Source organism: Arthrobacter sp. Bi26 (assembly GCF_918697925.1).
Classification (GTDB): Bacteria; Actinomycetota; Actinomycetes; order Actinomycetales; family Micrococcaceae; genus Arthrobacter.
In genome coordinates this window covers 23,422-44,829 of the sequence record NZ_CAKKMF010000035.1, presented here as the reverse complement: position 1 = coordinate 44,829, position 21,408 = coordinate 23,422, and the positions used below count along the sequence as shown (strand labels likewise).

The window sequence follows — 21,408 nt, the reverse complement described above, 5'->3', positions numbered from 1 at the left end:
CCGTGGGACATGTCCAGCGGTGGGAACAAACAGCCCGCATGGCGGAAGCCGGGCCCGACCTCAAGGTCCGGCCCGGCTTCCGGGTCGTTGGATTCCGCGCCGCGAAGGGTGCACGGGAAAGTCTCAGAGGCCCGCGTCGCGGCTCTCATTGCGGGTGATGGTTTCGCCGGTGTTGGGGTCCACGACCGTGCGGCTTTCGCTGACCCGGCGCGTGCGGCCGCGTCCGGGGGAGGCGAGGACGAGCGAGGCGATGAGCCCAATCACGCCGACCGCCATCAGGATGTAGCCGATCATGGCCTGGTTCACGTTGGGGATCAGCCCCGGGGCGACGGCCCAGGCAAGGATAGCGCCGATGGCGATGAGGAAGATTGCGGAACCGATTCTCAAGACGATCTCCTTGGTGCCTGCAGGGGCAGTTTGGTGATGCTAAGCATGCTGTCCAGCGTCACGCTACAACCCCGACCCTGCTGTTTCAATGAATCACCCCCGGACCGGCCGGGATATTTCCGCGCCGATTCCGGACATCCGGCCCGTAATCGGACGGCCGCGCCGCGGATCCGGGGGGCAGAAGTCCGCTTCCGCGGCGGAACTCGGGGCCGGTCAAGGACGCTGCGCCAAGCATGCTGCGCGGAGCCCGAGCCCGCGCTGGATAGGCTGGGCCCATGGAGACGGTCGTCTGGTCAAAACCCGAACACGAACGCGCCGGCACGCCGCTGCTGGTGATGCTGCACGGCTACGGCACGGACGAGTTGCGGATGTCCAAGCTGTTCGGTTCCCTGCCGCCGGAGTTCAGTTGCGCTGCCCTGCGCGGGCCCAAGGACATCGGAGACCACCACGGCTGGTTCCTTTTGGATTACTTCCTCACCCACGACTTCGCCGACGTCATCGCCTCCACGAACGCGGTCTTCGCCTGGATCGAGTCCGTCAAGTCCCGGCACAGCAGCGTCAGCCTGTTCGGATTTTCGCAGGGGATGGCCATGGCCAGCACGCTTCTGCGGCTCCGGCCTGACCAGTTCCGCGCGGTGGTCGGGCTCTCGGGTTTTGTCCTGGACAACGAACTCCTGACTATGAGCGAATCCTTCACCTCCCGCCCGCCGTTCTTTTGGGGCAGGGACAGGGCCGACGTCGTGATTAACGACGCCGCCGCCGAACACACCGAGGAGTGGCTGGAGCAGAACACCCAGCTCACGGCCCGGACGTACCCCGGCATGGGACATTCGATTTCCAAGGCCGAACTCGTGGACGTCAGTGCGTTCCTGCGGCACTACGTCCTGCGCTGACCAGACGCTGAGCAGCCGCCGCCCGCCCGCAGCCCTGGACGCCGTCCCGCCGGCCGCCCAAACACCCACCCGACATGGGACCATCCACTTGCATGCCAAATTTGTAAGCGCTTACAATCGACCTCGGCCATGAACACCGGGCCCACTACTTCGGGGGGAGAAAGGGTCGAGCCCGTGCCGCAGGCCAAGACCTCGCGTGTGAGAATCCAGGACGTCGCCGCGCTCTCCGGGCTCTCCATCTGCACCGTCTCCCGTGCACTCCGGCAGCTTCCCAACGTCTCGGCACAAGCCAAGGCAAGGGTCGGTGCCGCGGCAGCCCAGCTGGGCTACAAGGCCTCGGCGGCAGCATCCCGGCTGGCCGGCGGCAACACCGGTTCCGTGGCCATCATCGCCCCGACCGCCACGGCATGGTTCTTTGCCCGGGCGGTGGAAGCGGCCGAGGAAGTCCTTGCCGACAGCGGCTATGACACCGTCCTGATCAGCCTCCGGAACCGGCCCAGCGTGCAGCAGAAGCTTTTCGGCGACCTCGCGGGCCTGGCGCAGCGCGTGGACGGTGTGCTGCTGCTCAACATCGGCCTCGGTGAGGCCGACATGGCCGCGCTCGCAGGGTCGGGCCTCGCCGTGGCCAGCGTCGGGATGCACGGCGTGCCGTGGGACAACGTGGGGATCGACAACGCGGAAGCCGCCCGCGCCGCCACCAACCACCTGCTGGAACTGGGCCACCGGGACATTGCAATCCTCGCTGGCAGCGAAACCGGTGCGCCCTCCCTCGTGACCGCCAGCGAGCGGCGGCGGGGCTTCGAGCAGGCCCTGGCCGGCCACGGCCTCGAGGTCGATCCGGACCTCGTGCTCGACGCCGGCTCCAGCATCGAAGGCGGCCGGCTGGCCATGGTGGAGCTCGTGGAAAACCGCAGAATGCCGTCCGCGATCTTCGCCGGCTGCGACGAGACAGCCTTCGGAGCGCTCATGGCGATGCGGGAGTTCGGTTTGTCAGCGCCGGAAAACGTGTCCATCATAGGAATAGACGATCATCAGATGAGTTGGTTCCTGGGCCTGACCACTATTGCCCAGCCAGTGGCCGACCAGGGCGCTTTCGCGGCCACCCTGCTGATTGAAAGACTTCATTGCTCGGGACTTCCCAATCCGCCCCTTGCCGGTCCGCAGTCGAACCATCTGCTGGACGCCAAACTGTTGGAACGCACCAGCACGCGCCGCCGCTGATCCGGACGGTGCCCGCCGCCGGAACGGACCCAAACACAGCAGCAAAGGCCGGGGCCGCCGTCGCAACGGACAGCGCTTGGACCGACTGCCCTGCACTGACTGCCTTAGACCATAACTTTGATCAAACCGTCTTGCCTGCCCGTTGTCTGAAAGGACTTTGACTCATGACTGTAGTTCCCGACACCTCCGGCCTCGCCGGTGCGCTCTCCGGCGCATCCGCCATCCTTTTTGACCTCGACGGCGTCCTGACGCCCACCGCGGTGGTGCACGAGCAGGCCTGGAAGCAGCTCTTCGACGGCTTCCTGGCCTCGGTCCCTGAGGCTGCGCCGTACCGTGAGAGCGATTACTTCGACCACATCGACGGCAAGCCGCGCTTCGACGGCGTCCGGGACTTCCTGGCCTCCCGCGGGATTGTGCTGCCCGAGGGTCCGGCGGACGACGAGCCCGCGCATGACACCGTCCATGGGCTGGGCAACCGCAAGAACAAGGTCTTCAACGACATCGTCGAGGCCGGCGGAGTCCAGCCCTACGAGGGCTCCGTCCGGCTTGTCGACGCAGCACTGGCCCGCGGACTCAAGCTCGCCGTCGTCTCCTCGTCCCGCAATGCCCCTGCCGTGCTCAAGGCTGCCGGGCTCTCCGATTACTTCCCGGTGGTGGTCGACGGCGTCATCGCCGTCACCCAGGGGCTGCCCGGCAAACCCAGCCCGGCCACCTACGAATACGCCGCCCGGCTCCTGGATCTGCCGAGCCAGGACTGCGTCGTGGTGGAGGACGCCGTCTCCGGCGTCCAGGCCGGCAGCGCGGGAGACTTCCGCTCGGTGATCGGCGTCGACCGCGGAGCCGGCCGGCAGACGCTGCTCGACGCCGGGGCCACGGTTGTGGTCAACGACCTCGCCGAACTGCTCTAGCTCTGCGACGGCTTCCGCCGCCTAACACCTCATCCCTCCCGGCTCCCACCGCCTAGCCCACTGCCCACTCCCGCCGAAGGAACCCCCTAAAACCATGGCTCTCATCACCTCGGACCGCGCCCGGTTCCCCAACGATCCCTGGCAGCTGGTCGAGACCGTCCATCTCCCCGGCAATGCCGGCACCTTGGAGACCCTGTTCAGCCTCGGCAACGGGCACCTGGGCATCCGCGGCGCGCATTGGGGCGCCGCTGATGCCGAACTTCCCGGCAGCTTCATCAACGGCTTCCACGAGACCTGGGACATCAAGCACGCGGAAAACGCCTACGGCTTCGCCCGCACCGGCCAGCGGATCCTCTACGTCCCGGATGCCAACAACTTCACCGTCATCATCGACGGCGAGCCGTTGAGCCTGGACGAGTCCACGGTGCTGGACTACCGCCGCTCGGTCGATTTCGCCACGGGTATCTACGAGTGCCGGATCACGTGGCAGTGCCGCTCCGGCGCGGCCGTGACCACCACCGAACGCCGTGCCGTCGGCTACGAATCCCGCGGCGCGCTGGGCATCAGCCTCGAAGTGGCGGCGGACCGGGATATCTCCGCCGACGTCACGTCCTCGGTCATCAACCGCCAGGACCAGCCGGTGGACGACCACTCCGCCCACGATCCGCGCCGCGCCGGCCGCCACGCCGGGCGCGTGCTGCTGCCGCTGAGGCTCGACGGCGGGGACGGCTCCCTGCGCCTGTCCTGGGAAGCCTCCGAATCCAAGCAGCGGCTCGGGATGGCCGTGGACCACTGGACCTCGGCCGGGGTGCAGCCGTTCGACACCCAGGTGGACCAGGACGACAGCAGCGTCCGCTACGTGCTCGCCGTCAGCGCGGACGTACCGTTCGTGCTGGAGAAGAGCGTCAGCTACGCCGTGGGCCAGGCCGCCGAGGACCTCGCGGACAGCGCCGAAGCCAGCCTCAAGCCGGTCAGCGAGATCTTCACCCAGAGCGAGGACTACTACCGCGGCTACTGGAGCACAAGCGACATCGTGGTGGCGGGCCAGACCGAGCTCCAGCAGGGCATCCGGTGGAACCTCTTCCAGCTCGCACAGGCCACTGCCTGCGCCGATGTGGCCGGCATCCCGGCCAAGGGCGTATCCGGCTCCGGCTACGACGGCCACTACTTCTGGGACCAGGAAGTGTACCTGCTGCCCTACCTGACCTACACGAACCCGGGCAACGCCCGCCAGGTCCTGGAATTCCGCCACGACCTGCTGCCCGAGGCGAAGATCCGCGCCAAGGAGCTCAGCGTGGACGGCGCCCTCTTCCCCTGGCGCACCATCAACGGACTCGAGGCCAGCGCCTACTACGCGGCAGGCACCGCGCAGTTCCACATCGCCGCCGCGATCGCGTTCGCGACCAACCGGTACATCTGGGCCAGCGGGGACACCGAGTTCCAGGACACCCTGGGCTCCGAGCTGCTGATAGAGACCGCCCGGATGTGGGCGTCCCTGGGCTTCTTCGGCAAGGACGGGCTCTTCCACATCCACGGCGTCACCGGCCCCGACGAGTACACCGCCGTCGTCAACGACAACCTGTACACAAACGTCATGGCGCGGTTTAACCTGCGCGCCGCGGCGGCGCTGGACCACCCGGAGATCGACGACGCCGAACGCGAGTTCTGGGAACAGGCCGCCAACCGGATGCAGCTGCCCTACGACGAAGACCTCCAGGTCTACTCCCAGGACAACGACTTTATGACCCTGGAGCCGTGGGACTGGACCACGCCACGGTCCAAGTACCCGCTCCTGCTGCACTTCCACCCGCTGGTGATCTACCGGCACCAGGTCCTCAAGCAGGCGGACAGCGTGCTGGCCATGTTCCTGCAGTGGCAGGACTTCACGGCCGAGGAAAAGCGCCGAGCGTTCGACTTCTACGACCCCATCACCACCGGCGACTCCACGCTGTCCGCCTGTGTCCAGGGCATCATGGCGGCCGAGGTCGGCTACGGCAAGGCTGCGCTGGACCACTTCACCCACGCCCTGTTCATCGACCTCGACGACACCCACGGCAACACGATCGACGGCGTCCACATCGCCAGCACCGGCGGGGTGTGGAGCTCGCTGGTCAGCGGCTTCGCCGGTCTGCGGGACCAGGGCGCGGTACCGTACTTAGATCCGCGGCTGCCGGCAGAATGGGACGGACTCGAGTTCCACCTGAAGATCCAGGGCAGGCTCCTGCACATCGGGCTGGAGCAGGGCTCGATCAGCCTGACCGTCCGTGAGGGCGCGCCGCTGGAGGTCGACGTGCGCGGGGAACTGCTCACCGTCGACGGCAACCCGGCCCGGGTTCCGCTGGCGCCCGTCACGGACCCGGAGCCCACCATCTTCCCCAGCGGCCTTCCCACGGCGTCGATCCCGGTGGTGCGCGCCGCGGTCTGAGCCCCCGCGGCCTGAGGCGCCGGTGCCCTGACGGTGCGGGCGTCCGGTTTGCGGCGGTCGCCGCGGGGGCAGATGAGGGCGGATCGGCGGCGTCGATCCGCCCTTAACTGCCCGCCAGGCCGTCCTCGGCGGGTTCTTCCGCGCCGCTGGATTGTTCTGTTTCGCGGGCCTCTTCGGCGCCGCCGGCGAGCGGATGGGCCAGCTCGTCGGCCGGCATCCGCGCCACTACCATCGCGACGGCGGCCATCACCGGACACACGGTTCCCGCGACGAGGAAGATCAGCCACAGCGGCAAGACTTCGGCGGCCGGTCCGGCCAGTGCCATGGAGACCGGCATGAGGGCCAGCGACACGAAGAAGTCCAGGCTCGAGACGCGGCCCAGCAGATGCGGCGGGACACGGCGCTGCAGCAGGGTTCCCCAGATCACCATGCCCACGCTGCCGGTGGCGCCGAAGACAAACAGTGCGGCGGCCACGGCCCAGAAACTGTCCATGATTCCGATGGCGGCGATCGGCAGGCTTCCCAATCCCCATGACACCATCATCACGGTGAGGTAGCGGCGCGGGAGGGGAAAAGAGGCCGTGGCCAGCGAGGCTGCGGCGCCGCCGACGCCCATGATGGCGAGCAGGAAGCCGAACATGCGCGCGTCCCCGCCGAGCTGGTCCCGGACCACGAACGGGATGAGGACCTCGATGGGGCCTATCAGGAACAGCACTGAAATGCAGGCCCAGAGCAGGGTCCACAGCAGCCAGGGCGTGCGGACGGTATAGCTGACGCCCTCGCGGAGGTCGTGGCGCAAGGACTTCTTGGCCCGCGTCTGGCCTGAAACGTTGGCCCCGCCGCTGGCCGTACCCTCGGTGCCCACTGTGCCCGGCGCCCCTGCCGCGGGCTGGCGGTGGAGGAAGTTCAGGATGCAGAAAGCCAGCAGGTGGCAGACCGCCACACCGGTGACGGCGTACGCGGGGGACATGGCCGCCACCAGGACCCCGGCAACGGCCGGCCCGGCGGCCTGCTGCAGGATCGGCCGCATGGTCCCCTCCAGGCCGTTGGCCGCCAGCAGGTCCTCGGGCGGCAGGATCCGCGGCAGGATGGCGGAATAGGCGGGGAAGAAGAACGCCGCCCCGACGCCGAGCACGAAGGCCCCCACCGCCAGATGCCAGAGCTGCAGCAAACCGGCCATGGCCAGCGCGCTGATGCTGGCGATGACGGCGAGGTTGGCGCCCTCGACCGCGATGATCAGCAGCCGCTGGGGGACGCGGTCCGCGGCGATGCCGCCGGCCAGCAGAAACGCCACGAGCCCGACGCTGCCCGCCGCGGCCACGAGCGAGAGTTCCAGCGGACCGCCGCCGAGATAGATCACCTCGTAGACCATCGCAACGGCCCACATCCCGGAACCGAAGATGGAGATGGCCAGCGCCGTGATCAGCACGCGGTACTCCTGGTGCGCGAAGGGGCTGAGGGCTCGCAGGGCGGGCATGGGCCCAGTCTAGTAGCCGGCCACCTGGCCGGACCGGAGGGGTGCGCCGGCCCCGGGGCTGGGTCTGGCCGGCCCGTGTGTAGTGTTAAGTGCACTTAGTTTTATGGTTCCGACGAGAGGCGATCATGGCCAAGCGCAGCAACCCGGCAATGAAGATTGCCCAGGAAACAGCCCACAGCGCGATGTTCGACGCCGCAGGCCAGCCCCGGCCCGGCCTGCACAAGGTGCTCCTGCGCGCGGTTGAAGTCCAGCGGCCCCTGGTGCTGGCCAATATCCGCAGGCTCCAGCGCAGGCACCCGCACGCCACCGCGGCGCAGCTCGCCGCCATCCTGGAACGCGACTACCTGCTGGCCGTCACCGGCGGCGGCGCGCTGGTGGGCGGGGCGGCCGTGATTCCGGGCGTCGGAACTGCCGCCGCACTCGGTCTCTCGGCCGCCGCAGCCGTCGGGTTCCTCGAAGCCACCGCGCTGTATTCCACAGCGCTCGCTGAACTGCACGGCGTGCGGATGGTGGATCCGGACAGAGCCAGCACCCTGGTCATGGCGATCATGCTGGGAGAGGAAGGCACCCAGCTGCTGAGCTCGCTGAGCGGACAGGCGGCGGGCCGGGGCAAGGGGCCCACCCAGGCCTGGACCGCGGCCTTCACCCGGCGCGTCCCCCTCGCCGGCTTCGGTGCCGTGCGGGCCAAGATCCAGACGATGTTCCTGCGCTCCCTGCTCAAGACCCAGGGCACAGCCTGGCTGGGCCGTGCCCTGCCCTTCGGCATCGGCGCCGTCGTAGGCGGAGTGGGCAACCGGGTGATGGGCCATGCGGTCGTGGCGAACGCCAAGGAAGCCTTCGGGCCCATCCCGGACACGATCCCGGGAGAACTGCAGGCCTTGGCAGAAACCACCGGGCCGCTCGCGCTCTACGAAACTTCCCTGGACACGCCACCGGGGACGACGCCGGACAGCGGCACCCCGAACAACGGCACCCCGAACACCCCAACGAAGGGCGGCGGCACGTTTTGGATCTGAACGCTGATCTGGGGGAGTCCTTCGGGACCTGGACCATGGGCGACGACGCCGCGATGTTTCCGCTTGTCACGAGCGCCAGCGTGGCCTGCGGGATGCACGCCGGCGACCCTGTGACCATGCTCGACACCTGCCGGGCCGCCTACGAGCTCGACGTCAACGTCGGCGCCCACCTTGGCTACCCGGATCTGGCCGGCTTCGGCCTGCGCTCGCTGGACATGACCTTCGATGACCTGTTCGGCGCGGTGCTGTACCAGCTCGGCGCGCTCGACGGCGTTGCCCATGCCGTGGGCGCCTCGGTGGACTACGTCAAGCTGCACGGGGCGCTCTATGACCGCACCGTGCGCGACGCCGAGCAGGCCTCCGCAGTGATCGCCGCCATCCAGGCCTACGATCCCGGACTGCCCGTCCTGGGCTTCCCCGGCTCAGCCTTGCTGCAAATCGCCCGGGACGCCGGACACCCCGTCTTCGCCGAAGCCTTCGCCGACCGCGCCTACCTCCCGGACGGCACCCTCGTGCCGCGCACGGAGGAAGGCGCCGTGCTGCTCGACGCCGGACAGGTCGCCGAGCGGGCCGTCAGGCTCGCCACGAAGGGCGAGGTCGAGGCGGTGGACGGATCGGTGATCGCGGTGAGGGCGGATTCGCTCTGCCTGCACGGGGACACACCCGGCTCCGTCAGCGTTGCCGCCGCCGTGCGGGCCGCGCTGGAGGCCGCCGGCGTGGAGCTGGAGAGTTTCGCCTGACCCGCAGCCAGGCAGCCCCCAAACCGGCACCGGCCGGCGTGCGCACCGTGTCCTAAGGCCCTATCCGGGCCAGAAAGTGCATCCTAGCTTGAAGGCATGACTGCCGGAGGCGCCGCGGGGTTGGACGGACCCGCCTCGGATGCAATGTTGAAATTGGGCCGATTTTTCACGAAATGGGACCAGACCGACGACGGCAGGGCGGTGTTCCGGGAAGGCGGCCGCAAGGGCGACATCTTTTACCGGGACCGGTGGAGCCACGACAAGGTGGTCCGGTCAACCCACGGGGTGAACTGCACGGGCTCGTGCTCCTGGAAGGTGTACGTCAAGGACGGCATCATCACCTGGGAATCCCAGCAGACCGACTACCCCTCGGTGGGCCCGGACAGCCCGGAATACGAGCCGCGGGGCTGCCCCCGCGGGGCGGCCTTCTCCTGGTACACCTATTCGCCCACCCGGGTGCGCTTTCCCTATGCCCGGGGTGTCCTCGTCGAGATGTACCGCGAGGCCAAAGCGCGGCTGGGTGACCCGGTGCTGGCCTTTGCCGACGTCGTGGGGGACCCGGCGCGGCGCCGCCGCTACCAGCAGGCCCGCGGCAAGGGCGGCCTCGTGCGCGTCTCCTGGCAGGAGGCGATCGAAATTGCCGCCGCCGCGCACGTGCACACCATCAAGGCCTACGGGCCGGACCGCTGCGCCGGCTTCTCGCCCATCCCGGCCATGTCCATGGTCTCGCACGCCGTCGGGACCCGCTTCATCCAGCTGATCGGCGGGGTGATGACGTCCTTCTACGACTGGTACGCGGACCTGCCCGTGGCCAGCCCGCAGGTGTTCGGGGACCAGACCGACGTCCCGGAATCGGGGGACTGGTGGGACGCCCGGTACCTCATGATGTGGGGCTCCAACGTCCCCGTGACCCGCACCCCGGACGCGCACTGGATGGCCGAGGTGCGGTACCGCGGCACCAAGGTGGTCACGGTCAGCCCGGACTATGCGGACAACACGAAGTTCGCCGACGAATGGCTGCCCGCCCAGGCCGGGACGGACGCCGCGCTGGCGATGGCCATGGGGCACGTGATGCTCAGGGAATTCTTCGTCGAGCGCGACGTGCCGTTCTTCACCGACTACGTCCGCCAGTTCACCGACCTGCCGTTCCTGGTCCGGCTGGAACGGCGCGACGACGGCTCCCTCACCCCGGCCAAGTTCCTCACCGCCAAGGATCTTCCGGACGAGGCCGGGGCCGAGGACGCGGCCTTCCGCACCGTCCTGTTCGACAAAGCCACCGGCCGTCCGGCCGTGCCGAATGGCTCTTTGGGGTTCCGCTACTCCGGCAGCGGCGAGGGCAAATGGAACCTGGACCTTGAGGGGATCGAACCGGCCCTGTCGCTCCGCGAGGTCTCCGGGGACAGCGCCGAGATCCTGCTGCCGTGCTTCGAGGACGCCGGCGGGAACGGCAGCGTGCTCCGCCGCGGTGTTCCCGTCCTGGAACTGGATGGCCAGCTGGTCACCACCGTGTTCGACCTCATGCTTGCCCAGTACGGGGTCGGCCGGGACGGGCTCCCGGGGGAGTGGGCCGCCGGCTATGATGACGCCGCGACGCCCTACACCCCGGCCTGGCAGGAGGAGATCACTTCCGTCCCGGCACAGGCCTGCATCCGGGTGGCCCGCGAATTCGCCCGCAACGCCGAGCAGTCCAAGGGCCGGTCCATGATCATCATGGGCGCCGGGATCTGCCAGTGGTTCCACGGCGACACCACCTACCGCGCCGTGCTGGCCCTCGTGATGCTGACCGGCTGCATGGGCCGCAACGGCGGCGGCTGGGCACACTACGTGGGGCAGGAAAAGACCCGGCCCGTCACGGGCTGGCTGTCGCTGGCGAACGCACTGGACTGGTCCCGGCCCCCGCGGACCATGATCGGCACCGGCTACTGGTACATGCACACGGACCAGTGGCGGCAGGACGGCTACTCCGCGGACGCGCTGAAGTCCCCGCTCTCCACCGGAAGCCTGGACGGCATGCATACCGCGGACGCGCTGGCCCAGTCCGCGCGGCTGGGCTGGATGCCGTTCTACCCGCAGTTCGACCGGAACCCGCTGGACCTCGCGGACGAGGCGGAAGCCGCCGTCGGCGCCGGCACCGCGAAGGATACTCCCGGCTACATCGCTGACGCGCTGAAGAACCGTACCCTGAATCCGGCAATCGAGGACGTGGACGCCCCGGAAAACTGGCCGCGGACCCTCGTGTTGTGGCGTTCGAACCTGTTTGGCTCCTCGGCCAAGGGCAACGAGTACTTCCTCCGGAACCTGCTGGGCACCCACAACAATGTCCTGGGCCCGGACCATGCCGAGGGGCTCAGGCCCAAGGACGTGAAATGGCACGAGCAGGCACCGGAAGGGAAACTGGACCTCCTGGTCTCAGCGGACTTCCGGATGACCTCCACCACCCTGCTCTCCGACGTCGTGTTCCCGGCCGCCACCTGGTACGAGAAGCACGATCTGTCCTCCACCGACATGCACCCGTTCGTCCACGCGTTCAGCCCCGCGATCGACCCGCCGTGGGAGACCAAAACGGACTTCGACGCCTTCCACCTGCTGGCCCAGGAGTTCTCCCGGCAGGCCAAAACCCACTTGGGCGTCCGCCGGGACCTGGTGAGCGTGCCGCTGCAGCACGACACACCTGGCCAGCTCGCCCAGCCGGGCGGGATCGTGCGGGATTGGCGGGACATGTCCATTCCCGCGGTCCCGGGGCAGAACATGCCCATTTTTTCCGTCGTGGAGCGCGACTACACCGCCATCGCCGACAAGCTGGCCGCCGTCGGGCCGCTGGCTGACAAACTCGGCTTCACCGTCAAGAACGTCACCTACAAACTCCAGGGGCCGCTGGAGAGGCTCAGCCGCTCCAACGGGGTGATGCTCGGCGGCGCCGCGGACGGCCGGCCGGCGATCGACACTGACGCGAAAATGGCGGAGGCCATCCTGGCCTTCTCCGGCACCACCAACGGCGCGCTGTCAGTCCAGGGCTTCAAGGACCTGGAAGTCCGCACCGGGAAGAAACTGGCGGACCTGGCCGAGGGCTCCGAGGAAAAATTCATCACCTTCGCCCAGACCCAGGCCGCCCCGGTGCCGGTGATCACCTCGCCGGAATGGTCCGGCTCCGAGACCGGTGGCCGGCGCTACGCACCCTTCACCATCAACGTGGAACGACTCAAGCCCTTCCACACCCTGACCGGGCGAATGCACTTCTTCCTCGACCACGACTGGATCCGGGACATCGGCGAGGCCCTGCCGATCTACCGGCCGCCGCTGGACATGCACCGGCTCTTCGGCGAGCCCAGACTCGGCCAGGACGGCTCCATGGAGGTGGTGGTCCGCTACCTGACCCCGCACTCCAAGTGGTCCATCCACTCCGAATACCAGGACAACCTGCTGATGCTCTCGCTCTCCCGCGGCGGACCCACGGTCTGGATGAGCCCCGCCGACGCGGCAACCATCGAGGTCAAGGACAACGACTGGGTGGAGTGCCTGAACATCAACGGCGTCCTGGTGGCCCGGGCGATCGTCAGCCACCGGATGCCGGCCGGCGTGGTGTACGTGCACCACGCGCAGGAACGCACCATCGACGTGCCGAAGTCCGAGGCCACCGGCCGGCGCGGCGGCATCCACAACTCCGTGACCCGGCTGCTGGTCAAACCCTCGCACCTGATCGGCGGTTACGCCCAGCTGGCCTACGCGTTCAACTACCTTGGCCCCACCGGAAACCAGCGCGACATGGTGGCCACCGTCCGGCGTCGTTCCCAGGAGGTGCAGTACTGATGCGTGTCATGGCTCAAATGGGCATGGTCATGAACCTGGACAAATGCATCGGCTGCCACACCTGTTCGGTGACCTGCAAGCAGGCCTGGACCAACCGTGCGGGCACCGAATACGTCTGGTTCAACAACGTCGAGACCCGCCCCGGCCAGGGCTATCCGCGCCGCTACGAAGACCAGGAGAAGTGGCACGGCGGCTGGGCGCTGAACAAGCGCGGCAAGCTGGTGCTCAGGGCCGGCGGCCGGGTCAAGAAGCTCTTCGGGATCTTCGCCAGCCCCGTCCAGCCCGAGCTCAAGGACTACTACGAGCCCTGGACCTACGACTACAAAACCCTCGTGGACGCGCCGCTCGGCGACGACTTCCCGGTCGCCCGGCCCAAGTCCCTGATCACCGGGGAGGACACCAAGATCACCTGGTCCGCGAACTGGGACGACGACCTGGGCGGCTCCGCCGAGAACGGCCACCTGGATCCGATCGTGGAAAAGGTCCGGCGGGAATCCGAAGACAAGATCAAGTTCGCCTACGAACAAACCTTCATGTTCTACCTCCCCCGGATCTGCGAGCACTGCCTGAACCCCTCCTGCATGGCCTCGTGCCCCTCGGGAGCGATCTACAAGCGCGTGGAGGACGGGATTGTGCTGGTGGACCAGGACAAGTGCCGCGGCTGGCGCCAGTGCGTCACGGGCTGCCCCTACAAGAAGATCTACTTCAACCACAAGACCGGCAAAGCCGAGAAGTGCACCTTCTGCTACCCGCGGGTGGAAGTGGGGCTGCCGACGGTCTGCTCGGAGACCTGCGTGGGACGGCTGCGGTATTTGGGGCTGTTTTTGTACGACGCCGACGCCGTCACCGCTGCGGCGTCCGTCACTGACCCCCAGGAACTCTACGACGCCCAGATGGACGTGCTCCTGGACCCGAACGACCCAGCCGTCCAGGCCGAGGCCCGGGCCCAGAATATCCCGGAAGACTGGATCGACGCCGCCCGGCGCTCGCCGGTCTACGCCCTGGCCAAGGTCTACAAGGTGGCCCTGCCGCTGCACCCGGAATACCGGACCATGCCGATGGTCTGGTACGTGCCGCCGCTCTCGCCCGTTGTGGACCTGCTGCGCGACCAGGGGCACGACGGCGAGGACGCCGGCAACCTCTTCGGCGCCATCGACGCGCTGCGCATCCCGGTGGAATACCTCGCCGAACTCTTCACCGCCGGAGACACTGAACGGGTCGCCGCGGTGCTCAGGAAGCTCGCGGCCATGCGGTCCTTCATGCGCGGCATCAGCCTCGGCAACGACCCGGACGACGCCATCCCCGAGGCCGTGGGGATGGACAGCCAGAGCATGTACGAGATGTACCGGCTGATGGCGATCGCGAAGTACGAGGAGCGCTACGTCATCCCGAAGGCGCATGTGGAGCAGGCCCACGACCTCGAAGAGATGGGCTGTTCGCTCGATTTCGAGGGCGGGCCCGGCATGCAGGATTCGGCCCCGTTCGGCGAAGCCAGCGGCAGGCCCGTCCCGGTGGCGGTGGAAACCTTCAACGCCCTCCGCGACCGGCAGACCTCCGGCTCCGCGCCCGGCGAAAGCACCCTGCGCGGCAGGGTGAACCTGCTGAACTGGGACGGCACAGGCGCCCCCTCCGGGCTGTTTCCGGAAAAACCGCCTCCCATGAAACCGTCGGCCCCCGAGGACTCCCCGGACTCTCCTCCGGCGGGGGAACAGCCATGACCCGCCGCCAGCAGGTCCTCTACCTCGCCGCGGCGTGGTGCCTGTCCTACCCGGATGAGGAACTGATCGGCCGGGTTCCGCTGATGCGGGCCGCGCTGGCCGAGTTCCCGGGGGCCGCGGCGGACTTCGTGGAGGTCCTGGACCGGCTGGAGTCCACACCGCCCATTCAGATCCAGGCCCAGTATGTGCGCGAGTTCGACCTCGGCAAGCGCCACGCCCTGCACCTGTCCTACTGGACTGACGGGGACACCCGGCGCCGCGGCGAGGTCCTGGGCAACTTCAAGAAGACCTATCGGCAAAGCGACATCCTGGTGGACACGCACGGCGAACTGCCGGACTACCTCCCGATGGTCCTCGAATACGCCGCGCTGGTGGACCTCGCGGCCGGCCGCGAGTTGCTGACGCGCTTCCGGGCGAGCCTTGAGATGCTCCGCTTCGGGCTGCTCCGGGACGAGCTCCCGCACGCCCGGATCCTGCAGGCCGTCTGCGCCACCCTGTCGGGGAAATCACCGGCCGACGAGCAGGCCGTCATGCGGATGGCCGGCTACGGCCCACCCACCGAGGCCGTGGGCCTGGACCCCTACGATCCGCGGCTGCTGCCCGTGAAGGGGGCCTGACCATGCTGGCATTCGAAGCCGAGACCGGATCCGCCGTCGACATCTCCGCACTGGATATCCTGCTGTGGGGCGTGCTGCCGTACGTCATGGTGGTGGTCCTTGTTGGCGGGCTGGTCTGGCGTTACAAATACGATCAGTTCGGCTGGACCACGAGGTCCTCCCAGCTGTACGAGTCCAGGCTGCTGCGGATCGCGTCCCCGCTGTTCCATTTCGGCCTGCTCGCCGTGATCGCCGGCCACTTCTTCGGTCTCGTCATTCCGATGGCGTGGACCCAAGCGGCTGGGATGAGCCAGGAGTTCTACCACTTCAACGCTCTGTTCGTCGGCGGTGTGGCCGGGGTAGGGACCCTGGGCGGGATCATCCTGCTGATCTACCGCCGCCGCACCACCGGGCCCGTCTTCATGGCCACCACCGGGAATGACAAGACCATGTACGTGGTGCTGACGGCGGCGATCGTCTTCGGGCTGTGGACCACGCTGGCCAGCGTCTTTGAGGGCGAGCACGGGCACAATTACCGCGAGACCGTCGCCCCGTGGTTCCGCTCGCTGTTCATCTTCCAGCCCGACATCGCGGCCATGGCCGGGGCGCCGTTTTCCTTCCACCTGCACACCCTGGTGGGCATGGCGCTGTTCGTGATCTGGCCGTTCACCCGGCTGGTCCACGCCTTCACGGCACCGTTCCACTACCTCTTCCGCCCCTACATCGTCTACCGCTCGAGGGACCGGGACACCGGCGGAGCCGGAGCCAAAGGGACAGCCGGCGCCGCCGGTGCCCGGAACCCGGTCGGCGCGCGGCGGGGCTGGTCCGCCGTCGGGACCCGGGACCGCGACACCAGGAACCGGTGAACACCTGCGATTCCTGACCTGCACTGCTGAACTGCATTCTGAACTGAACGTTGCCGAACCGAACGTTGCCGAACCGAAAAGGAGACCACCGTGGCCGGAGCAGTGTCCCCTTTCGTCGCCGCCCCCGCCGGCCGGACGCTCAACCTGGCACTCGCCACCTCGGCGTCGGTGGCGTGCTTCTGGGCCTGGAACTCCATCGCCACGCTCGGCGCGTACTACACCCAGAACCTGCACCTCAATCCGGCCACCACCGGGGTGCTGGTGGCCATGCCCGTCTTCGTTGGCTCGCTGGGACGGATCGTCGTCGGCACCTTGACGGACAAGTACGGCGGGCGCGCCATGTTCACCTTTGTCCTGCTGGCCTCCATCATCCCGATCCTGCTGGTGGCGGTGGGCGGCACCATCGACTCCTTCGCGCTGGTGCTGGGCGCCGGACTGTTGCTCGGGGTCGCCGGCACGGTCTTCGCCGTCGGGATCCCCTTCGTCAGCGCCTGGTACGAGCCCGCCCGGAGGGGCTTTGCCACCGGTGTCTTCGGCGCGGGCATGGGCGGAACGGCGCTGGCGGCCTTCCTGAACCCGCGGCTTGTCGCGAGCATCGGCTACGTTCCCACGCACGTGCTGATCGCCGCGATCCTGGCGTGCATGGCCGCCCTCATCTGGTTCCGAATGAAGGAGGCGCCGGGCTGGACCCGCAGCAACGCGCCCGTGATGCCCAAGCTGCTCGACGCCGTGAAGACCCCGGTCACGTGGAAGCTGTGCTTTCTCTACGCCGTCCTCTTCGGGGGTTTCGTTTCCTTCGCCACGTATCTGCCCACCTACCTCCGGGATGTCTACAGCTTCGATCCCAGCGCGGCCGGCGCCCGCACCGCAGGGTTTGCGCTGGCCGCCGTGCTGGCGCGGCCCCTGGGCGGGGTGCTCGCGGACAAGGTCGGCCCCAAGCCAGTGGTGATCGTAGCGCTCGCCGGCGTCGCGGCGCTCGCCTGGGTGGTGAACCTGCAGCCCGACGGCGACGTCCCCGCCGGCCTGACGTTCGTCGCCATGGCCGGCGCGCTCGGCCTGGGCACAGGCGGGGTGTTCGCCTGGGTGGGTGTGCTCGCGCCGCAGGGCAAAGTGGGCAGCATCAGCGGGGTGGTCAGCGCCGCCGGAGGACTCGGCGGCTACTTCCCGCCGCTGATCATGGGTGCCACCTACGACGCCGCAGCGCACAGCTACGCGATCGGGCTGCTGCTGCTCGTGGTGACAGCGCTCGGGGCGCTGGCCTTCACGATCTTCGCCATGCAGGGCCGGACCAAGGCGGAGGTCGCCGCTGCCTGACCGGAGCCGGGACCGGAGGGTAGCTAGCCGAACAGCATGTTGGCCACCGTGAAGATGGCCAGCCCGGCCAAGGCGCCCACCACCGTGCCGTTGATCCGGATGAACTGCAGGTCCCTGCCCACCTGCAGTTCGATCTTCTGGGACGTTTCCTCGGCGTCCCAGCGGGCCACGGTGTCCGTGATGACCCCCGCGATGTCCGAGCGGTAGGTCTTTACGAGGTAGCCCGCCGCGTCGCCGATCCAGGCGTTCACCTTGCCGGCGAGCTCGGGATCGACCACCAGCCGGGTGCCGAAGTCATGTATGGCTGCCTTGAATTTGACGGTCAGTTCGCTGTGCGGGTCATCGACGGCGGTGAGCAGGGCCGTCTTGATGGTGTCCCAGGTGCGGGAGGCGAGCTCCCGGACCTCGGGGTCGCCGAGCACCTGCGCCTTGATGCCCTCGGCACGGGCGATCATCACCGGATCATGCTGCAGATCCTGCGCCAGGTCCTTGAGGTACTTATCGATCGACAGGCGGACCTGATGCTGCGGATCGGACTGTACGGCGCGGGTGAACTTGAGGATCTCCACGTACACCTTGTCCCCAACCAGGCCGTCCACGAACGACGGTACCCACGTCGGGGACCGGTCGGTGACCAACCTGTTGACCGTCTCCTGGTTGTCCCGCACCCAGTCCACCGTCCGGTCCACGAGCACGTCCACCAGTGCGTGGTGGTGCCCGTCGTCGAAGATCCGCTCAGCGAGCCGGCCCACGGGCGGCCCCCACGGCGGGGTGAGCAGGTGCTTGCGGACCATGGATTCGATCACGGCCTTGACGTCGTCGTCGTTGAGGACCTTGAACGCGCCGCGGATGACGGCGGCACCCTCCTTGGCGACGCGGTCCGGGCCGCCGGGGCTGGAGAGCCAGGCGCCGGCCTTGCGCGCAATGTCCGCGGACGCCAGCTTTTCCTGGACCACCTGTTCGGAGAGGAAATTGGTCTCCACGAATTCGCCCAGCGAGGCGCCGATCTGGTCCTTGCGGCGCGGGATGATCGCGGTGTGCGGGATCTTGATTCCCATGGGGTACTTGAACAGGGCCGTAACGGCAAACCAGTCCGCCAGGGCACCCACCATGCCGCCCTCGGCCGCGGCGCGGACGTACTCGAGCCCCGGATACTGCTTCTGCAGGGCAAACGCGACGACGAAGATCACGGCCATGACGATCAGGAGCGCCAGGGCCAGGAGCTTCATCCGGCGCAGCGCCGCGGCCTTCTCGGCGTCGCTGGACGCAGCGGCACGCTGTCCGGGGGGACCATCCGGGCGGACACCGCCCGGAAGTCCCGCGGCACCGGTCAGGGATGTTGGCTCAGTATTCACCTGCATGAGCCCAGCCTAGTCCCGCCACGGAAACGGGCCGTCCGCTAACGTGGCACCATGACGACTGACGAGTCCGCCGCCGCCCGTCCTCTGGTCTATGCCCACCGCGGCTCCAGCGGAGCCTTCGCCGAGCACACCCGGGCCGCGTACCTGCAGGCAATCGCCGACGGCGCCGACGGTGTGGAATGCGATGTCCACCTGACCCGGGACCAGCACGTGGTGCTCCTGCACGATGCCACCCTGGACCGCACCTCGGACGGCACCGGCCAGGTGGCCGACCGGACCCTGGAAGAGCTCCGGCCGCTGGACTTCTCCTCCTGGAAGGGAGCCCGGATCCCGGAAGCCTACGGTGCCAAGTCCGAGCAGCTCCTGACCCTGCCGGAACTGATCGACATCCTGCGCGGGGCGGGCCGCGGGATCGGACTGGCGATCGAGTTCAAGCACCCGAGCCCGTACCAGCTCGGACTCGAGGACCGCGTCCTCGAGGTCCTGAGGGACGAAGGCTGGAATCCGCGGACGTCGATGCTGGACAAGATCGTCGTTTCCTTCATGAGCTTTAGCCCCGACTCCGTCAAGCACCTTCTCGAGTCCGTGCCGGCAGGGGCCGTCTGCCAACTCGTGGACAACGTCAATGTGGCGGACATCAGGGAGGAACTGGGCCTCGGTGCCCTGACCGGCGGGGCCCTGGCCAACGTGATGAAGGCCGCCCAGGCGGAGGGCGAACGGATCCTGGATGGGGCTGAGGCGGGCATTGCCGGCCCCGGAATCGGGTACGTCCGCGCGCACGCCCCCACCGTTCAGCGCTGGCTCGCCTCGGGGCTCCGGTTCCGGGTGTGGACGGTCGACGCCGAGGACGACGTCGAACGGTGCCGGGAACTGGGGATCCACGAGATCACCACAAACTGGCCGGCCCAGGTCCTGTCCCAGCTGATGTCGGTCAGTCCGCCCCTCCGCTAAGAGCCCGGCCGCGCTGCGGAGCTGGGGCGGATTCCTGCGGAAACCGTTGCGCGCCCCGGCGGATTACGGCCGGAGTGACCGCTGTGGTTGAGTGGTTGCATGCCATTTCGCTGGTCCGGCCCGGACCTCCAGACCCTGTCCGCGGCAGCGATGTGCGCGCTGCTGCTCACGAGCGCCGCCAAGCACTTCCGCGAACCCGAATTTTTCCACCCGGTGGTTCCCGACATCCTGTGCCGGGACGACTCCGGTGAGCAGCCGAACGGCCCCCTGGCCGTCCTGTCCCGGGAGGAATGGGTGGCGGCGAGCGGGCTGCTGGAAGCCGCTGTCGCCGTCGGGCTCCTGATCCCGGCCACCCGGAGGGCCGCCGCCGGCGCCGTCACGGCACTGTTCACCGCGTTTCTTTCCGGCCACGTGGACGCCCTGCGCCGGGCCTACGGGGCAGACGGCACGCCGCGCGCGCGACGCGTGCATACCTTGCGGCTCCCGCTCCAGGCGCCCCTCATCGCGTGGGCCTGGACTCTGACGCGGCGGAACCCGCGCCCGTGAAAATCCTGCAGTCGCCGGCAGTGCGGATCGGCTTGTCGATCAGCATTGCCACCGGTCTCTACGGCGTCTCCTTCGGCGCACTGTCCGTCACCTCGGGCCTGGATTTCTGGCAGACCATGGCCCTGAGCCTGCTGCTGTTCAGCGGCGGATCCCAGTTCGCCTTCATCGGCGTGGTGGCCGGCGGCGGGTCCGGAATCGCCGCGATGGGCGCCGCGACGCTGCTGGGCATGCGCAACGGCATCTACGGCATGCAGATCAACGCCCTGTTGCAGCCGCGCGGGTGGCGCAAGTTTGCCGCCGCCCAGCTGACCATCGACGAGTCGACCGCCACCAGCACGGGGCAGACGGACCCGGACGAGCAGAAGCGCGGCTTCTGGACAGCCGGAATCGGTGTCTTCGTCCTCTGGAACCTGTTCACGGCCCTCGGCGCACTGGCCGGCGGGGCACTCGGGGATCCCAAACAGTGGGGGCTCGACGGCGCCGCCGTGGCGGCCTTCCTGGGCCTGCTCTGGCCCCGCCTGAAAGGCAGGGAGCCTGTCGCCATCGCGGTTGTCTGTGCGCTGGCCACCGTGCTGGCCGTGCCGTTCGTGCCCCCGGGAGTGCCGATCCTCGTCGCCGCCGTCGTCGCGGCCGGAATCGGCTGGTTCAGCCACGGCCGCAGCGACGAGGGCCTGGAACCGGACGTCGATCCCTACGCGGAGAACCACGTGCACCACCACCACGACCCCGCCGGCGACCACCGCGATCGCACTGGAGACGACGCATGAACCTTTGGATGTGGCTGCTGCTCTCCTGCCTGCTCGCCTACACCTGGAAGCTGCTGGGCTACCTGGTGCCAGCCAGCCTGCTCCGCAACCCGCGGATGTCCAGGATTGCCGGCACCATGACGATCGGGCTGCTGGCGTCCCTGACGGTGGTCAATGCCGTCGCCTCGGGCCAGTCGCTTGTCCTGGACGCGCGGCTGGGTGCATTGGCGGCGGCGGGCATCGCTTTGTGGTTGCGGGCGCCGTTCCTGGTGGTGGTGATCGCCGGCGCGGCGGCGGCCGCCGGGCTCCGGCTGCTGGGCTGGGATTGACCCGCCCAGGGGACCCCTAGCGGTGCTGCTCGGCGATCCGATTGCGGTACGGCCGGAATGGTCTTTAGTCCCTACTTGGCGCGGGGATCGCGTGGGAGCATTCGAAC

The 21,408-nt window shown here is 68.4% G+C and carries 18 protein-coding genes; 15 read left to right on the top strand and 3 right to left on the bottom strand.

Features of this window, described 5'->3' with window-relative positions; translation table 11 throughout:
- Nucleotides 1-123: 123 nt before the first annotated feature.
- Nucleotides 124-387, bottom strand: coding sequence for a DUF6458 family protein (locus LQV16_RS11335; protein ID WP_229993992.1), 264 nt, complete (start codon nt 385-387; stop codon nt 124-126).
- 275 nt (nt 388-662) lie between these two features.
- Between LQV16_RS11335 and LQV16_RS11330 the strand changes: the two genes are divergently transcribed.
- The 4 genes from LQV16_RS11330 to LQV16_RS11315 all read left to right on the top strand — a co-directional run bounded on the left by LQV16_RS11330 (nt 663) and on the right by LQV16_RS11315 (nt 5,834).
- On the top strand, nt 663-1,280 hold the full coding sequence (locus LQV16_RS11330) for a phospholipase (protein ID WP_229993991.1): 618 nt from the start codon (nt 663-665) through the stop codon (nt 1,278-1,280).
- A 129-nt stretch (nt 1,281-1,409) separates the two neighbouring features.
- Nucleotides 1,410-2,501, top strand: coding sequence for a LacI family DNA-binding transcriptional regulator (locus tag LQV16_RS11325; protein ID WP_229993990.1), 1,092 nt, complete (start codon nt 1,410-1,412; stop codon nt 2,499-2,501).
- A gap of 164 nt (nt 2,502-2,665) precedes the next feature.
- Complete coding sequence (locus LQV16_RS11320) at nt 2,666-3,409, top strand: HAD-IA family hydrolase (protein ID WP_229993989.1); 744 nt, start codon at nt 2,666-2,668, stop codon at nt 3,407-3,409.
- A gap of 94 nt (nt 3,410-3,503) precedes the next feature.
- Nucleotides 3,504-5,834 carry a glycosyl hydrolase family 65 protein gene (locus tag LQV16_RS11315; RefSeq protein ID WP_229993988.1) on the top strand — a complete coding sequence of 777 codons (2,331 nt, stop codon included), beginning with the start codon at nt 3,504-3,506 and terminating at the stop codon, nt 5,832-5,834.
- 103 nt (nt 5,835-5,937) lie between these two features.
- Here LQV16_RS11315 and LQV16_RS11310 read toward each other — a convergent pair whose 3' ends face one another.
- The gene (locus LQV16_RS11310; protein ID WP_229993987.1) at nt 5,938-7,311 is read right to left on the bottom strand and encodes an MFS transporter; all 1,374 of its coding nucleotides are present in this window, start codon (nt 7,309-7,311) and stop codon (nt 5,938-5,940) included.
- Between the two features lie 125 nt (nt 7,312-7,436).
- Between LQV16_RS11310 and LQV16_RS11305 the strand changes: the two genes are divergently transcribed.
- The 7 genes from LQV16_RS11305 to LQV16_RS11275 all read left to right on the top strand — a co-directional run bounded on the left by LQV16_RS11305 (nt 7,437) and on the right by LQV16_RS11275 (nt 17,368).
- Nucleotides 7,437-8,327, top strand: coding sequence for a hypothetical protein (locus LQV16_RS11305; RefSeq protein ID WP_229993986.1), 891 nt, complete (start codon nt 7,437-7,439; stop codon nt 8,325-8,327).
- Complete coding sequence (locus LQV16_RS11300; RefSeq protein WP_229993985.1) at nt 8,318-9,067, top strand: 5-oxoprolinase subunit PxpA; 750 nt, start codon at nt 8,318-8,320, stop codon at nt 9,065-9,067. The genes LQV16_RS11305 and LQV16_RS11300 overlap by 10 nt, the downstream gene beginning before the upstream one ends.
- Before the next feature lie 96 nt (nt 9,068-9,163).
- Nucleotides 9,164-12,874 carry a nitrate reductase subunit alpha gene (locus LQV16_RS11295; RefSeq protein ID WP_229993984.1) on the top strand — a complete coding sequence of 1,237 codons (3,711 nt, stop codon included), beginning with the start codon at nt 9,164-9,166 and terminating at the stop codon, nt 12,872-12,874.
- Complete coding sequence (narH, locus tag LQV16_RS11290; protein WP_229993983.1) at nt 12,874-14,592, top strand: nitrate reductase subunit beta; 1,719 nt, start codon at nt 12,874-12,876, stop codon at nt 14,590-14,592. Before LQV16_RS11295 ends, narH begins: the two co-directional genes overlap by 1 nt.
- A complete protein-coding gene (gene narJ, locus LQV16_RS11285; RefSeq protein ID WP_229993982.1) occupies nt 14,589-15,209 on the top strand; it encodes a nitrate reductase molybdenum cofactor assembly chaperone in 621 nt (206 codons plus the stop codon). Before narH ends, narJ begins: the two co-directional genes overlap by 4 nt.
- Before the next feature lie 2 nt (nt 15,210-15,211).
- A complete protein-coding gene (gene narI / locus LQV16_RS11280; RefSeq protein WP_229993981.1) occupies nt 15,212-16,054 on the top strand; it encodes a respiratory nitrate reductase subunit gamma in 843 nt (280 codons plus the stop codon).
- Nucleotides 16,055-16,144: 90 nt separating this feature from the next.
- Nucleotides 16,145-17,368, top strand: coding sequence for an MFS transporter (locus LQV16_RS11275; RefSeq protein ID WP_229993980.1), 1,224 nt, complete (start codon nt 16,145-16,147; stop codon nt 17,366-17,368).
- A gap of 23 nt (nt 17,369-17,391) precedes the next feature.
- On the opposite strand, the gene LQV16_RS11270 is transcribed toward LQV16_RS11275, so the two are convergent.
- On the bottom strand, nt 17,392-18,729 hold the full coding sequence (locus LQV16_RS11270) for a DUF445 domain-containing protein (RefSeq protein WP_229993979.1): 1,338 nt from the start codon (nt 18,727-18,729) through the stop codon (nt 17,392-17,394).
- Nucleotides 18,730-18,780: 51 nt separating this feature from the next.
- On the opposite strand from LQV16_RS11270, the gene LQV16_RS11265 reads away from it, so the two are divergent.
- The 4 genes from LQV16_RS11265 (at nt 18,781) to LQV16_RS11250 (ending at nt 21,301) form a co-directional block, all read left to right on the top strand.
- On the top strand, nt 18,781-19,680 hold the full coding sequence (locus LQV16_RS11265) for a glycerophosphodiester phosphodiesterase family protein (RefSeq protein ID WP_229993978.1): 900 nt from the start codon (nt 18,781-18,783) through the stop codon (nt 19,678-19,680).
- A gap of 99 nt (nt 19,681-19,779) precedes the next feature.
- Nucleotides 19,780-20,226 carry a hypothetical protein gene (locus LQV16_RS11260; protein ID WP_229993977.1) on the top strand — a complete coding sequence of 149 codons (447 nt, stop codon included), beginning with the start codon at nt 19,780-19,782 and terminating at the stop codon, nt 20,224-20,226.
- Complete coding sequence (locus tag LQV16_RS11255) at nt 20,223-20,993, top strand: AzlC family ABC transporter permease (RefSeq protein WP_229993976.1); 771 nt, start codon at nt 20,223-20,225, stop codon at nt 20,991-20,993. Before LQV16_RS11260 ends, LQV16_RS11255 begins: the two co-directional genes overlap by 4 nt.
- Nucleotides 20,990-21,301, top strand: coding sequence for an AzlD domain-containing protein (locus tag LQV16_RS11250; protein WP_229993975.1), 312 nt, complete (start codon nt 20,990-20,992; stop codon nt 21,299-21,301). Before LQV16_RS11255 ends, LQV16_RS11250 begins: the two co-directional genes overlap by 4 nt.
- Nucleotides 21,302-21,408: the final 107 nt, after the last annotated feature.

What these genes read in the sequence shown, in the direction of transcription:
- LQV16_RS11330 (WP_229993991.1), top strand. Translation starts at nt 663, where the DNA reads ATGGAGACGGTCGTCTGGTCAAAACCCGAACACGAACGCGCCGGCACG.
- LQV16_RS11325 (WP_229993990.1), top strand. Translation starts at nt 1,410, where the DNA reads ATGAACACCGGGCCCACTACTTCGGGGGGAGAAAGGGTCGAGCCCGTG.
- LQV16_RS11320 (WP_229993989.1), top strand. Translation starts at nt 2,666, where the DNA reads ATGACTGTAGTTCCCGACACCTCCGGCCTCGCCGGTGCGCTCTCCGGC.
- LQV16_RS11315 (WP_229993988.1), top strand. Translation starts at nt 3,504, where the DNA reads ATGGCTCTCATCACCTCGGACCGCGCCCGGTTCCCCAACGATCCCTGG.
- LQV16_RS11310 (WP_229993987.1), bottom strand. Translation starts at nt 7,311, where the DNA reads ATGCCCGCCCTGCGAGCCCTCAGCCCCTTCGCGCACCAGGAGTACCGC.
- LQV16_RS11305 (WP_229993986.1), top strand. Translation starts at nt 7,437, where the DNA reads ATGGCCAAGCGCAGCAACCCGGCAATGAAGATTGCCCAGGAAACAGCC.
- LQV16_RS11295 (WP_229993984.1), top strand. Translation starts at nt 9,164, where the DNA reads ATGACTGCCGGAGGCGCCGCGGGGTTGGACGGACCCGCCTCGGATGCA.
- narH (WP_229993983.1), top strand. Translation starts at nt 12,874, where the DNA reads ATGCGTGTCATGGCTCAAATGGGCATGGTCATGAACCTGGACAAATGC.
- narJ (WP_229993982.1), top strand. Translation starts at nt 14,589, where the DNA reads ATGACCCGCCGCCAGCAGGTCCTCTACCTCGCCGCGGCGTGGTGCCTG.
- narI (WP_229993981.1), top strand. Translation starts at nt 15,212, where the DNA reads ATGCTGGCATTCGAAGCCGAGACCGGATCCGCCGTCGACATCTCCGCA.
- LQV16_RS11270 (WP_229993979.1), bottom strand. Translation starts at nt 18,729, where the DNA reads ATGCAGGTGAATACTGAGCCAACATCCCTGACCGGTGCCGCGGGACTT.
- LQV16_RS11265 (WP_229993978.1), top strand. Translation starts at nt 18,781, where the DNA reads ATGACGACTGACGAGTCCGCCGCCGCCCGTCCTCTGGTCTATGCCCAC.
- LQV16_RS11260 (WP_229993977.1), top strand. Translation starts at nt 19,780, where the DNA reads ATGCCATTTCGCTGGTCCGGCCCGGACCTCCAGACCCTGTCCGCGGCA.
- LQV16_RS11250 (WP_229993975.1), top strand. Translation starts at nt 20,990, where the DNA reads ATGAACCTTTGGATGTGGCTGCTGCTCTCCTGCCTGCTCGCCTACACC.